Annotated in this window: 12 protein-coding genes; 9 read left to right on the top strand and 3 right to left on the bottom strand. The window is 32.8% G+C overall.

From position 1 onward, the window contains the following. Nucleotides 1-132 precede the first annotated feature (132 nt). Together ACW2QF_RS12570 and ACW2QF_RS12565 are read left to right on the top strand one after the other, a co-directional pair. Entirely contained in the window at nt 133-780 is a 648-nt protein-coding gene (locus ACW2QF_RS12570; RefSeq protein WP_455716351.1) for an ABC transporter ATP-binding protein, read from the top strand. A 53-nt stretch (nt 781-833) separates the two neighbouring features. Then, a complete protein-coding gene (locus ACW2QF_RS12565) occupies nt 834-1,493 on the top strand; it encodes a hypothetical protein (RefSeq protein ID WP_455716350.1) in 660 nt (219 codons plus the stop codon). A 113-nt stretch (nt 1,494-1,606) separates the two neighbouring features. On the opposite strand, the gene ACW2QF_RS12560 is transcribed toward ACW2QF_RS12565, so the two are convergent. Both ACW2QF_RS12560 and ACW2QF_RS12555 read right to left on the bottom strand, forming a co-directional pair. Beyond that, entirely contained in the window at nt 1,607-2,797 is a 1,191-nt protein-coding gene (locus ACW2QF_RS12560) for a hypothetical protein (protein WP_455716349.1), read from the bottom strand. Between the two features lie 87 nt (nt 2,798-2,884). After that, nucleotides 2,885-3,229 carry an Ig-like domain-containing protein gene (locus tag ACW2QF_RS12555; protein ID WP_455716348.1) on the bottom strand — a complete coding sequence of 115 codons (345 nt, stop codon included), beginning with the start codon at nt 3,227-3,229 and terminating at the stop codon, nt 2,885-2,887. Nucleotides 3,230-3,420: 191 nt separating this feature from the next. On the opposite strand from ACW2QF_RS12555, the gene ACW2QF_RS12550 reads away from it, so the two are divergent. The 4 genes from ACW2QF_RS12550 to ACW2QF_RS12535 all read left to right on the top strand — a co-directional run bounded on the left by ACW2QF_RS12550 (nt 3,421) and on the right by ACW2QF_RS12535 (nt 7,875). Beyond that, the gene (locus tag ACW2QF_RS12550) at nt 3,421-4,020 is read left to right on the top strand and encodes a flavin reductase family protein (protein ID WP_455716347.1); all 600 of its coding nucleotides are present in this window, start codon (nt 3,421-3,423) and stop codon (nt 4,018-4,020) included. A 21-nt stretch (nt 4,021-4,041) separates the two neighbouring features. Then, the gene (locus ACW2QF_RS12545; RefSeq protein ID WP_455716346.1) at nt 4,042-5,898 is read left to right on the top strand and encodes an ATP-dependent nuclease; all 1,857 of its coding nucleotides are present in this window, start codon (nt 4,042-4,044) and stop codon (nt 5,896-5,898) included. Between the two features lie 75 nt (nt 5,899-5,973). Further along, nucleotides 5,974-6,489, top strand: coding sequence for a shikimate kinase (locus ACW2QF_RS12540; protein ID WP_455716345.1), 516 nt, complete (start codon nt 5,974-5,976; stop codon nt 6,487-6,489). 87 nt (nt 6,490-6,576) lie between these two features. Beyond that, nucleotides 6,577-7,875 (top strand): UDP-N-acetylglucosamine 1-carboxyvinyltransferase, encoded by a 1,299-nt coding sequence (locus ACW2QF_RS12535; protein ID WP_455716344.1) that lies wholly within the window; start codon nt 6,577-6,579, stop codon nt 7,873-7,875. Nucleotides 7,876-7,945: 70 nt separating this feature from the next. Here ACW2QF_RS12535 and ACW2QF_RS12530 read toward each other — a convergent pair whose 3' ends face one another. Beyond that, the gene (locus ACW2QF_RS12530; RefSeq protein ID WP_455716343.1) at nt 7,946-9,049 is read right to left on the bottom strand and encodes an HD-GYP domain-containing protein; all 1,104 of its coding nucleotides are present in this window, start codon (nt 9,047-9,049) and stop codon (nt 7,946-7,948) included. 279 nt (nt 9,050-9,328) lie between these two features. Between ACW2QF_RS12530 and ACW2QF_RS12525 the strand changes: the two genes are divergently transcribed. The 3 genes from ACW2QF_RS12525 (at nt 9,329) to ACW2QF_RS12515 (ending at nt 12,534) form a co-directional block, all read left to right on the top strand. Beyond that, complete coding sequence (locus tag ACW2QF_RS12525; RefSeq protein ID WP_455716342.1) at nt 9,329-11,593, top strand: heavy metal translocating P-type ATPase; 2,265 nt, start codon at nt 9,329-9,331, stop codon at nt 11,591-11,593. A gap of 12 nt (nt 11,594-11,605) precedes the next feature. Next, nucleotides 11,606-11,923, top strand: a complete 318-nt coding sequence (locus tag ACW2QF_RS12520; RefSeq protein WP_455716341.1) for a metal-sensing transcriptional repressor — start codon at nt 11,606-11,608, stop codon at nt 11,921-11,923. A 422-nt stretch (nt 11,924-12,345) separates the two neighbouring features. After that, the gene (locus tag ACW2QF_RS12515; protein WP_455716340.1) at nt 12,346-12,534 is read left to right on the top strand and encodes a heavy-metal-associated domain-containing protein; all 189 of its coding nucleotides are present in this window, start codon (nt 12,346-12,348) and stop codon (nt 12,532-12,534) included. The last annotated feature ends 405 nt before the right edge of the window (nt 12,535-12,939 follow it).

The raw sequence follows: 12,939 nt of genomic DNA, 5'->3' as shown, positions 1-12,939 counted from the left end.
CTATTATTTTAATCACTATAATATAAATTATTTCTTTTCTTCAGCGATAATTCAATCTTTAATTTATTTATTCATAATTGGATTATTTGGTTTACCTATTATACAGAAAAAAGAATTTATTTAGGAGGCTATATGAGTTATATCGAAATACAAAACTATACAAAAAAAATAAAAGGAAATACTGTTTTAGAGAATATCAATCTCAATCTAGAAAGTGGTCAGATATATGGTTTTATTGGTAAAAATGGTTCGGGGAAAACAATGTTATTTCGAGCTATATGCGGATTAATAAAACCGACCACAGGACATGTTATGATTAATGAAGAGATAATAACAAAAGATATTGATTTTCCACGGTCTTGCGGTGTAATAATAGAAACTCCTGGATTTTGGGAGGATCTTACCGGTTTTCAATGTTTGAAAATAATTGCAGATATAAAAGATATCGCTACAAATGCGGATATTATTGATTGGATGAAAACTTTCGAATTAGATCCCTACGATAAAAAAAATGTTAAAAAGTATTCATTAGGAATGAAGCAAAAACTAGCTCTTGTTCAGGCTTTTATGGAAAAGCCTGATCTAATTATTTTAGATGAACCTACAAACTCATTAGATGAAGATGCTATTCGTATTTTACATAATGTAATTCTAAATGAGAAAAAGCGAGGGGCCACCATTTTAATAGCTAGCCATCACAAAGAAGATATTACTCTTCTTTCTAATCAGATATTAGAAATCAGACAAGGGAAAATAATAAATATTAACAATAAAGAATAATTAAATCAGAGAACAGAATAAAGACCTATAATTTAAAAATGGAGATTAAATTTATGTCACAAAAAAACAGATTTATATTAATTGTTATTTCTTTACTATCAATAGGTATTTGTGTAGCCCTATATGTACGCAACTCTATATATCCATTTACTTATGATACATTAAAAGAATTATCCCCAACTCTATCATACCATCCTTATGAAGATGTAATGTATTCTAATGGTTCATTTTTAGAGATGTCTGATTCATTAGATATTATCGATAAAAGTAAATATATTGTAATTGGAAAAGTCCCAACAGAGAGAGAAATTTTATCAGGAGCGATAAAAACTAAAATCGAAATAATAAAAACGCTAAAAGGGAATCTGAATACGAATGAAATTTACATTTATGAACCTTTTGACATTTCACTAACTAATAACTGTATTTTCACTTACGAAGGATACAATATATTACAAAGTGATAAGGAGTATATCTTATGTTTAAGCGATACTATCAAGGGTGTATTTATGTTTACAACTCCTTCGTTGGCTAAGTTCCCTTTAGATTATGACTCAGATGATTTTTTGATCGTTACACAAAATGAACTAGATGAAGATTCTATCTACAAAAATTATGAAAACTATGAACAACTGTTTTCGACCGAAGAAAGCTACCAATCATACTTAAAAACGTACAATAAATTGTTAAAACTTATAGATGATGTTCACTAAAATCAATACGAATAAAAAAGTAGCGGAGATATTCCATATTATAGATGGTTGGAATATTTCCGCTTTTTGTAGTGGTAATTAAAAATTCATCGCTTGTACTTCTATAGTATCACTTATCTATTAGTAGCAAACCACAACCCATGATTATTTCGTTCTAGAAAAACTATTTTAGGGTTTAGATCATTTTTCTTTACAAAAAAGTATGCATAACCTTCTTGCTTACTACCTGGGTAAATATCTGATAAGGTAGGTTCTAAACCTGCAATAGTTACGAAGTCATCATATTTAATACCATCTTCGCTAACTAATTCAAAGTTAGCTGCGCTAATTTCAATCTTAGCATTGTCAAGAGATTCAAGGGCGTTAATTTCGAATTTAGCAAGGAGGTATTCCTCATCATCAGCCGGTAACACATTTAGTTTGTTAGCCTTAGCGACAATATCCATTGCTGCGTCACCACGAATGACTTCTTTAAGCGTAACCTGGGCCCTGTATGTGTCAAATAAGGTATCCATGCCATCAAAAGTGGTTGTTGTTCCAAGTGCAATTGGGTTTAGCCTTGAACCTATTTCAGCATATGTCGTATCGGGACTAGGAATTGATTCGGCCGGAACATATGCAGTACTACCTTCAGGTAATTTAGTATTAGGATTTGTAGAGAACCATATACCGTTATTATTACGTTCTAAGAATACAATGGAAGGATTTATGTCGTCTGTATTAACCTCAAAACAAGCATAACCTTCCATCGTAGCACCTGCATACATCTCTCTTAAAGATGGATTAATATCACTGATCGAGATAAATGAATCATAAACAGTACCATCTTCACTAACAAGAGAGAAAGAAGCATTATTGATATCGATCATAGCATCATCTTCAGAGGATAATGCACGTATCTTAAATTTAGCTAAGAGGTATTCTTTCCCTTCTGCAGGTTCTGAGTTAAATTCATTTGCATCTAATACCATTGCAAGGGCATCTGGTCCACGAACCACATCTAATAATGTAAGTTCTGCTTGGTACTTATCAAATAGAGTATCATTACCATTAAAGAGAACTGTGGTATTGAAAGGAAGTGGATTTGTTCTTGTGCCAATTGGAGTAGAGTTTTGCTGGGGGGGTTCAGTGGTATTTGTAGTAGTATTATTGGTATTGTTGTTATTACTGTCTGTACTAGGAGCATTATTGGCATTTAAGTTATTATTGGTGCCATTATTCTTATTGGTTTTAGAACAAGAGCAAAGTGAAAATAATAAAAGAATAAAAATAAGGATACAATAACATTTCTTTCGAATCTTCATAGATTTCCTCCTTCGACTTAGTCGCTAGTTAATCTGATGTTATTGTATCCATATATAGTTTGAAATATAAAAGAAGTGATGTACAATTTATCCCATTTTGAAATTAATTTTAATAGGAGTGCGCAGGTATTTACCGCCTTTGGACTGAACCTTTGTAGTCACGTTGAGAGTATATGTTTCAGTGGTTGAATATGGTTCTAGTGGTTCAATCTCAATAGTGTTATTAGATGCATCATAACGTATGGAAGAAGGAATAACCATCTGACTTTGATTGGTAACGTATAGGTTTATATTATTCACAGTTTTTGGGTTTAATGGGGTGTTGAATTTCACTTTCCAAACAAACTTATTCGTTCGAAAACGAATATCCTCACGAACTTTTCTCTGGAGGTCTTCTGAGTTTGTTTCGATTTCTAAATAATTGGAAGCCATGTTATCACCTCTTTAATATAAATATTTATGTAAAAATGTATCCAGTTGTGTTAAAATAGATATTAAAATTGTAATCTTTTCAAACTAAAATGTCAATCTTATATAGTAGTTAAACTTATGCATGAATTAGTATATGTTAATTAGAATACAGTTGAAATACAGAGATAAATGGAAGGAGCTAGTTTGTTAATATGTCAAAAGAAGTTTGGAAAGCGGGGAATATGCTTTATCCTCTTCCTGTTGTAATGGTAAGTTGTAAAAATGGAGACGAAAAACCGAATATTATTACGGTAGCTTGGGCAGGTACTGTCTGTACGAATCCTCCTATGGTATCCATCTCTGTACGTCCTGAGCGTCATTCTTATACAATGATAGAACAGTCAAAGGAATTTGTAATTAATCTAACTACAAAGGACCTAGTAAGAGCAACGGATTACTGTGGTGTACGTTCTGGTAGGGATGTGGACAAATTTAAAGAGATGGGATTAACAACCCAAGAGAGTAGCAAAGTTAGTGCTCCTGGAATTAAAGAAAGCCCTGTAAACATAGAATGTAAACTGAAGGAAATTATTAAATTAGGTTCTCATGATATGTTCTTAGCTACTGTAGAGGCAATTCAAGTTGATACTTCATTATTGAATGAAAAAGGCAAGTTAGAACTTAGCAAGTCGAATCCAATTGTATATTCCCATGGTGAGTATTATGATTTAGGCAGTCTACTTGGAACCTTTGGATATTCTGTGAAGAAATCAAATCCTACTAAAGCAAAGAAAAAACAAAAACGCAAATAATTGAATAGGAGTGTTAGGTTAATGAAAATCAGCTATCTAAGAATTCGTAATTTTAAAGTTATTAAAGATATGACCATCAATGAAGTTGAAAATGCCTTGATTTTAATAGGCAAGAATAATTCAGGTAAAAGCGTTGTCCTAGATGCGATACGTGCAATTACAGGTGATTATGTTGTGACGAAACCTAATTTTGCCCAACCTGACAAGCCAATTTTAATTGATATTAAAGTAGAATTTACAGAAGAAGACTTAGAGATATTCCACAAAAAGGGTCTGGTAAGTCGCTACAAACGTTATGATTTGTGGGAGAATGAATTCAAGACAAGACTTCCTTCTTTTCAAGAAGGGGTTTTGTCTTTTGAGTGTATCATATCTCCAAATGGAGTAATCAAGTTCAATGATGGTGTGAAAAAGAATAATACATATATAAAAGCCGTATTCCCTAAGATTTATCATATTGATCACAGTAGGAATACAAATTTGATTCAGAATGATGTATTTAATTTTTATAACAAGCAAGAGTTAGCAAATATAAGAAATAATGTCTGCATGTTCGATCAAGCAAAGCCTTGCAAGAATTGTTTTCAGTGTATTGGTGTAATATCAAAGAAGAACCCAACTGATTTGACAATATATGAAGTTGTAAGGCTACTAGAATATAAATTATATCATATGAATCTTACACAGTTTTCAGATAAAGTAAATAGATACTTTTATCAAAATGGTAGCGTATCACAGAAAGTTCGCTATACCGCTAATTTTAATGTGGAAGATATGTTAAAGATAGAGACAGAAATCTATAATGAAGAACATGGTACAGAGGGGAATCTCAATGTGCTTGGCGAAGGTCTTAAGAGCATCTATGCATTATCGCTTTTACAGGCATACATTGACGAACCAAATACCCTTCCATGTATTATAATGATAGATGATCCAGAGATTTATCTTCATCCACAGTTACAAAAACAAGCCAGTGAGATATTATATCAGTTGTCGAAGAAGAATCAGGTAATATTCTCTACGCACTCGCCAAATCTAATATTTAATTTCTCGCAAAAGCAGATTAAGCAAGTTATTCTTGATGAAGAACATTATACAACGATTCGTGAAGATGCAGATATTGATGAGATTCTAGATGATCTTGGCTATACTGCCAACGATTTGATGAATGTAAGTTTTGTATTTATAGTGGAAGGTAAGCAAGATAGCAATAGATTGCCGCTTCTTCTAGAAAAATATTATTCAGAAATCTATGATGAAGATGGGAAATTACAAAGAATCTCCATTATTACTACAAACAGCTGTACTAACATTAAGACCTATGCCAATTTAAAATACATCAATCAATTATATCTAAAGGATCAATTCCTTATGATACGTGACAGTGATGGTAAGAATCCGAAGCATTTAGTAAGGCAATTATGTAGTTATTATAGCCAAAGAGCTGCAGAAGATGTTGATAAAATACCTCGTGTTACACCAAAGAATGTATTAATTTTGAAATACTATTCATTCGAAAATTATTTTCTTGATCCAAAGATAATGGCGAAAATAGGTGTTGTGAAGAGTGAAGAAGAGTTTTATAATATTCTTTATACCAAGTGGAAAGATTATTTATATAAATTAGGTAGTACAAAACGCTTGATTAAAAACTTTAATCTTCGTATTAATAATAAAAATGATTTAAAAAATAATATGGAATTGATTAAGACCTATGTACGCGGTCATAACCTATTCGATATTTTCTATGGACGGTATCGCGGGGATGCTCAAAATGAAATATTGAAAAAATACATTGATCATGCACCTAGAGATACGTTCAAAGATATTATGGATTCCATTGATTCATTTGTATACTTTGAAAATAGAAAAAAATAGAGTTATTAACAACAGATAATAGCAATAGTCAGTTTTGATTGTGGTTATACTAGTAGAAACAAGCTGGAGGAAAAGATGAACAACATTATTTTGGTGGGAATGCCAGGAGCAGGAAAAAGTACAGCAGGTGTTATATTAGCAAAGGTTTTAGGCTATCAGTTTATTGATTCTGACCTACTGATACAAAAGAGAGAGAAGAAATTATTACATGAAATTATAGCGACTGAGGGTTTAGATGCTTTTATTGAAATTGAGAACCAAGTAAATGCCTCTATAGAAGCAAGTGAGACTGTAATTGCAACTGGAGGAAGTGTAATTTATGGAAAAGAAGCAATGGAACATCTAAGAAAAATTGGTACGGTTATTTACATAAAGCTAAGCTATGAAACATTAAGAAAAAGGCTTGGCAATATAAAGCAAAGGGGTGTGGTGCTTAAAAAAGGTCAAGATTTACAAGGATTATATGAGGAAAGATGCCCATTATATGAAAAATATTGTCACTACGTTATTGAAGCAGAAGGTATGGAAGCGGAAGGATTAGTAGAGGCAATTAATAATCTTATATTTACAAATCAAGAGTTTATGGTATAATCATATATGTGTGAAATTTAAGAATGGGAAACTGTGCCGAAATATTTGTTTTTATCGGCGTTGAATAGCAAACAATAGAGGTGTGCGATGGAGCAATATATTATCAAAGGTGGGAAACCGCTTCATGGGGAAGTTACAATCGGTGGAGCCAAAAATGCTGCTTTGGGAATTTTATCAGCAGCAATTATGACAGATGAGACAGTTACAATAGAGAATTTACCTAATGTTCGTGACATTAATGTGTTATTACAAGCCATGGAAGGAATTGGAGCAAGAGTTGAACGTGTTAATGATCATGTAGTTAAGATTAATGGAAGTCAAATAAATAGTATAAACATTGATTATGAATATATTCGTAAAATTCGTGCTTCTTATTATTTATTAGGAGCATTATTAGGAAAATACAGTAAAGCTCAAGTTGCTTTACCTGGTGGTTGTAATATTGGTAGTAGACCAATTGATCAACATATTAAGGGATTTGAAGCACTTGGTGCATCTGTAAAGATTGAATATGGAATGATTCAGGCTCAAGCAGAAAAATTAGTTGGTAATCATATCTACCTTGATGTGGTTAGTGTTGGTGCTACAATTAATATTATGCTTGCTGCTTGTATGTCAGAAGGACAAACAATTATTGAAAATTCAGCAAAAGAACCACATATTGTTGATGTAGCAAACTTTTTAAATAGTATGGGTGCTAATATCAAAGGAGCTGGTACAGATATTATTCGCATCAAAGGTGTTGAAAAATTACATGGAACAGAATATTCAATTATACCTGACCAAATTGAAGCTGGAACATTTATGGTAGCTGCAGCTGCAACAAAAGGTGAAGTTCTTGTTAAGAATGTTATTCCAAAGCATCTTGAAGCAATTACGGCAAAACTTATTGAAATTGGTGCTACAGTAGAAGAGTTTGATGATGCTGTATTAGTAAAATCGGATACTCGCTTAGGTAATACACATGTTAAAACCTTACCTTATCCTGGATTTCCTACGGATATGCAACCTCAGATTGCAACATTACTTGCATTATCCAATGGAACAAGTATTGTTACCGAAAGTATCTTTGAAAATCGTTTAAAATATGTTGATGAACTTGCACGTATGGGTGCAACAATTAAAGTAGAAGGTAATAGTGCAATTATTACTGGTGTAGAAGGATTCACTGGAGCTATTGTTAGTGCACCTGACTTACGTGCTGGTGCAGCCTTAGTAACAGCTGGATTAGTTGCTGATGGATTTACTATAGTAGATCAAATTGAATACATTGAACGTGGTTACGAGGATTTTGAACGTAAGATGCAAAGCCTTGGAGCGAGTATGGAAAAAGTAGATGTAGAAGATGATAAAGCAATTAAGAAATTTAAACTTAAAGTAAGCTAATCAATAATAAATAAAGCTGTTATCTTGAGAAATGACCGTGTGGTGTTCTCAAGATAACAGCTTTAATTTTTTATATAATCGCTTGAATAAATAAGGATTTGTTTTTGGATAAATCTATGAATCTATCGCCTATTTGTACAACAGGAGAGCCTAAAGCATCCTTGTTAATCATTATGATTTTTCCTTCAGATCCATCATTTAGACGTACCGTATTTAGTACATAAGTTTGAAAAATCTGATTAAAGAAAACGATTAGATAACTAGGATCATATTTGGTGTAGCCTTCTTCTTCAAATATATGTAACACTTCAAAAGGACAAAGGGGATCTCGGTAGATACGCTTCGATGTCAAAGCATCATAGACATCTGCAATAGCAACAATCTTTGCCAGTTCATCTATCTGTGGGCCCTTTAGTTTTTGAGGATAACCAGTTCCATCAAGTCTTTCATGATGCATTAGTGCAGCGTTCTTAATACGGTTATCAATATTCATATCTTTTAGTAATTCATACCCAAGTGTGGGATGTTTTTGCATCAGTCTATACTCACTATCTGTAAGTTTAGCAGGCTTCATAATAATTGATTGAGGAATCTCTAATTTACCGATATCATGAAACAATCCGCTTAAAGTAAGAACTTCCAACTCATCTGGTGGAAGGTGAATCCATTGGCCGAAGATATTACAAAGTAAAGAGACATTCAAACAATGTGCATAGGTTGAGTCATCATAATTCCTCATACAGTTTAGCATATCAAAAAGATGAATAGCATTTCTTGAAGTGCTTATGAGTTTATTCGTTGTACTAAGTAAACCTGGTACATTAAGAGGAGCTTTATGAGTAAGTACTTCATCCATTCCTCTATGAAATTGTTCTACAAAGTTGAAAAATTCTTTTTGGAACTGAATGAATTCTTTCGTATTACGAATCCTGTTAAGATTTGAATCTTGTGATATGATTTCCTCTTCTTTATCAGGAGTAGTCTTAACAATCTCCTCATTTTCATTAATGATAATCACAAGGCTATGAATATTATAAAACTGTAATTTAGATATAATCCAATCTGTTAATGTTGTATCTTTAGCCACTAACATTTGACCAGAGAAGTCTATAATATCTCTTGCTAGAATCATGCCTGGTGTTGCTTTGGTTATTAGTATTTTTTTGGATTTCATTTGTAGTCACCTCCCATAGTTATAAATATATTTTCTCAATCGGGGAAAATTATAACTTGTGAAATATAGTTCATGATTGCCTTTAAATAAATTTCGAAACTTTGATATATAGTATTATTGTAATACAAATACAGAAGTTAGGAAATATGTCAATTTTACTAAAAAAAATAAGTTGACGGATAAAAGCAAATATTGTATCATTAATATACCCTACTGGGGTATATTAATAGTTATAATTTCAAAAAATGAAAGGGAATATGCTGGTGCATAGGTGTGAGTATGAAAGAAGTAACACTTCAAATTAATGGAATGACATGTGCTGCTTGTAGCAGTGGAGTGGAACGTACCGTTAATAAGCAGCAAGGTGTAGAGACGTGCGAGGTTAACCTAACTACGGCTAAAGCACGTATTATATATGATGAAAACCAAATTTCAATTGAAACGATAAAACAAAAGATCGTAAAAGCAGGTTTTGAGCCAAAAGATATAGAAGCGCATAAAGAAGAACAATCTTTTGAACAGGAAGAAGAACAATTACAAGTTGCAAAGAAACGTTTGATAGGAGCTATTATATTGGCAATACCTTTATTATATCTTTCTATGGGGCATATGCTACCGTTTGAATTATATGTTCCCAAATTCATAAGTATGGAAAGACCATTAAACTTTGCTATTGCACAGCTAATACTAACAGTTCCAATTCTCTATCTTGGACGTAATTTCTATATAGTAGGATTTAGGACCTTATTCAAGGGCAATCCCAATATGGATTCTCTTGTTGCAATTGGAACAAGCAGTGCATTTCTATTCAGTTTAGTTATGACAATTATGATTCCAACAGATAAACATGCAGTGCACAATCTATATTATGAATCTGCAGCTATAGTAGTAACATTAATTATGCTTGGCAAATACTTAGAAAAGAGAAGTCGAAGCAAAACATCTGGTGCAATCAGAAAATTACTAGAATTAACGCCAGATACAGCCTGTAGAATCGTAAATGATGTGGAAGAAATAGTACCTGTGGATCAATTAAGAGTTGGCGATCTTGTTGTTATTAAACCGGGAAGCAAAGTACCAATGGATGGTGTTGTAAAATCGGGGAATAGTAGTGTAGATGAATCTATGTTAACTGGAGAAAGTATTCCAGTTGAAAAACAAGTTTCGGATGAAGTTATCGGTGGAAGTATTAACTATAACGGTGTAATGTATGTGGAAATCACAAGAACTGGTGATGATACCACATTATCAAAAATTATTAAATTAATAGAAGACGCACAAGGTAAAAAAGCACCAATTGCTAAAATTGCAGATAAGGTTGCAGGATATTTTGTTCCAACTGTCATTACTATAGCGGTTGTAGCTGCGGTTATATGGTTGATTCTTGGATATGAATTTGCTTTCGTGTTAAAGATCTTTGTTTCTGTATTGGTTATTGCGTGCCCTTGTGCCTTAGGTCTTGCAACACCAACAGCGATTATGGTTGGTACAGGTCTTGGAGCAAGCAATGGAATCTTAATTAAGAGTGGTGAAGCATTAGAAACAACACATAAAGTGGATGTAGTTGTACTTGATAAGACAGGTACAATTACCAATGGAAAACCACAGGTTACTGATATTATAAGTAATTCTTACAAATCAGATGAATTACTACTAATAGCTGCACAAGTAGAGGCTGCTTCTGATCACCCATTAGCAAAAGCAATGGTACAAAGAGCGGATGAATTAAAGAAAGAAAGTTCAGAACTTCAATCATTTTTACAATCAGGAAATTATAATCTTAAAGAATTTAATAATTTAAGTGGTAAAGGTGTAGAAGCAAGTTTTGAAAATGGGTCTACAATCATTATAGGTAATGAAAGAATCTTAGCGGATTATAAAATTGAAGTTGGGAATTATAAGGAAGAAGCAAATCGTTTAGCAAATGAAGCAAAAACACCTATGTTCGTAGCAATTAATGGTGCGCTAACTGGAATTATTGGTGTTGCTGATACAATCAAAGATACTAGTGTAGAAGCAATTGAACAGATTAAGAAGTTAGGTATTAAAGTTTATATGCTAACTGGCGATAATAAGTTAACTGCAAAACATATAGGTAAACAAGTTCATGTAGACGAAGTTGTGGCAGAAGTATTACCAGGTGATAAGGCAGAAGTTGTTACAAACTTGCAAAAAGAAAACAATGTTGTTATGATGGTGGGAGATGGAATTAATGATGCACCAGCTCTAGTTCAAGCGGATGTAGGTGTAGCGATTGGTAGTGGTAGCGATGTTGCTATTGAATCCGGAGATATTGTATTAATGAAATCGGATTTACGTGATGTATATAAGTCTATTCGATTAAGCAAATTAACAATACAGAACATTAAAGAAAATCTCTTCTGGGCATTCTTCTATAACATAATTGGTATTCCAGTTGCAGCAGGAGTTTTCTATGGATTAAACCAGACATTATTAAGTCCTATGATCGCTGGTTTTGCAATGTCTTTAAGTTCGGTATGTGTAGTTGGTAATGCACTTAGACTAAGATTGAAAAAAATATAGAGGAGACTTAGGATGGACGAAGGGTGTTCGTGTAATAAAGAATGTAGCAGTTGTAAAACAAAACACAGAGATGAGAAAGAATACAAGAATCTAATGAATCGCCTAAATCGTATTGAAGGGCAGATTCGTGGAATTAAGGGCATGGTTGAAAAAGAAGCATATTGTGTAGAAATTCTTACACAGGTAACAGCTATACAAGCAGCACTTAATAGCTTTAATAAAGTTTTATTAAGTAATCATATTAAAAGCTGTGTGGTAGATAATATCCGTCAAGGAAATGAGGAAGTCATTGATGAGCTATTATCTACGATACAAAAGGTTATGAAGTAGGTATTGATCACTTGTGTTTTTAACATTGAAGGCAAAACTCTATGTAGGTTTTGAAAGCTTCTTAGCTTACGTACTATGACACAAAACACGCTACACATCTAAGTACTTCTAAGTGTGTACAATATAGGTTTCCAAATGATACGGAAGCGCCTTCGATTCAGCATCCTGCCTCAACTCAGACTTGCTCGGCATCCTTGCCTCGCATTCCTAGGTTACTTAGTACACGCTAAGAAGTACTATAGATGTTTCGCTATTGTTATCTTAGTCATAGTACGTAAGCTAAGAAGCAAATCACGGTATTAAGAGTTTTGTATATTTACTTTATAGATACACAAGGCCAAGTTAGATAGAAAATGAACTAATATTCTTGATTTGGTCCCAGAGTCCTAAACAGGAATCAAACTTAGAAAGGAGATTATATTATGACAAAATTACATGTAAAAGAAATGAGTTGTAACCATTGTGTAAGTAGAATTGATAAGGTGCTAACAGATGCAGGGATAGCACATACCATAGAATTAGAGAATAAGACAGTTACCATTGAAGATTCTAACAGTGTCGCAAAGGCAATAGAAGAGATGGACGATATTGGATTTACAGCAGAAGAATAAGTATTATTGAAAGTAGATACACCAGTAATAAGCTTAGATAGAATAAGGCTTTTACTGGTGTATTTTTTGTTATCGTGAATTGTAAAGTGAAAATCCTTGCAGGCTTTACTACACTTTCGTGTGGTAAGTAAGTCGCTAACACTAGGGAAAATATATATCATTACGTTAAGTATTGTATTAAGTACAAAAAATATATATGAAGGGGATAAAATATATAAAAAAAGTACTTATATCCATTACCTTTTTTTCTGTTATATAATAACAGGAAAGGTAATGAAAAAATTATTAACCAATATTCGTTTAATAGTGAATAAAAACGTACGCACTAAATAGGGAATGGATTTATTTTCAATAGTCCAACTACTAAGGATAGTATTATTCTAGATGTTTGGGAAAGTAGAGGAT

Source organism: Anaerosporobacter sp. (assembly GCF_965301125.1).
Note: the sequence above shows the minus strand (reverse complement) of the source record. Positions and strands in the feature narration are given on the sequence as shown.

Bases quoted from the DNA above. Each gene is read 5' to 3' on its own strand.
- ACW2QF_RS12535 (WP_455716344.1), top strand. From the start codon at position 6,577: ATGGAGCAATATATTATCAAAGGTGGGAAACCGCTTCATGGGGAAGTT.
- ACW2QF_RS12540 (WP_455716345.1), top strand. From the start codon at position 5,974: ATGAACAACATTATTTTGGTGGGAATGCCAGGAGCAGGAAAAAGTACA.
- ACW2QF_RS12570 (WP_455716351.1), top strand. From the start codon at position 133: ATGAGTTATATCGAAATACAAAACTATACAAAAAAAATAAAAGGAAAT.
- ACW2QF_RS12530 (WP_455716343.1), bottom strand. From the start codon at position 9,049: ATGAAATCCAAAAAAATACTAATAACCAAAGCAACACCAGGCATGATT.
- ACW2QF_RS12525 (WP_455716342.1), top strand. From the start codon at position 9,329: ATGAAAGAAGTAACACTTCAAATTAATGGAATGACATGTGCTGCTTGT.
- ACW2QF_RS12515 (WP_455716340.1), top strand. From the start codon at position 12,346: ATGACAAAATTACATGTAAAAGAAATGAGTTGTAACCATTGTGTAAGT.
- ACW2QF_RS12545 (WP_455716346.1), top strand. From the start codon at position 4,042: ATGAAAATCAGCTATCTAAGAATTCGTAATTTTAAAGTTATTAAAGAT.
- ACW2QF_RS12560 (WP_455716349.1), bottom strand. From the start codon at position 2,797: ATGAAGATTCGAAAGAAATGTTATTGTATCCTTATTTTTATTCTTTTA.
- ACW2QF_RS12520 (WP_455716341.1), top strand. From the start codon at position 11,606: ATGGACGAAGGGTGTTCGTGTAATAAAGAATGTAGCAGTTGTAAAACA.
- ACW2QF_RS12555 (WP_455716348.1), bottom strand. From the start codon at position 3,229: ATGGCTTCCAATTATTTAGAAATCGAAACAAACTCAGAAGACCTCCAG.
- ACW2QF_RS12550 (WP_455716347.1), top strand. From the start codon at position 3,421: ATGTCAAAAGAAGTTTGGAAAGCGGGGAATATGCTTTATCCTCTTCCT.
- ACW2QF_RS12565 (WP_455716350.1), top strand. From the start codon at position 834: ATGTCACAAAAAAACAGATTTATATTAATTGTTATTTCTTTACTATCA.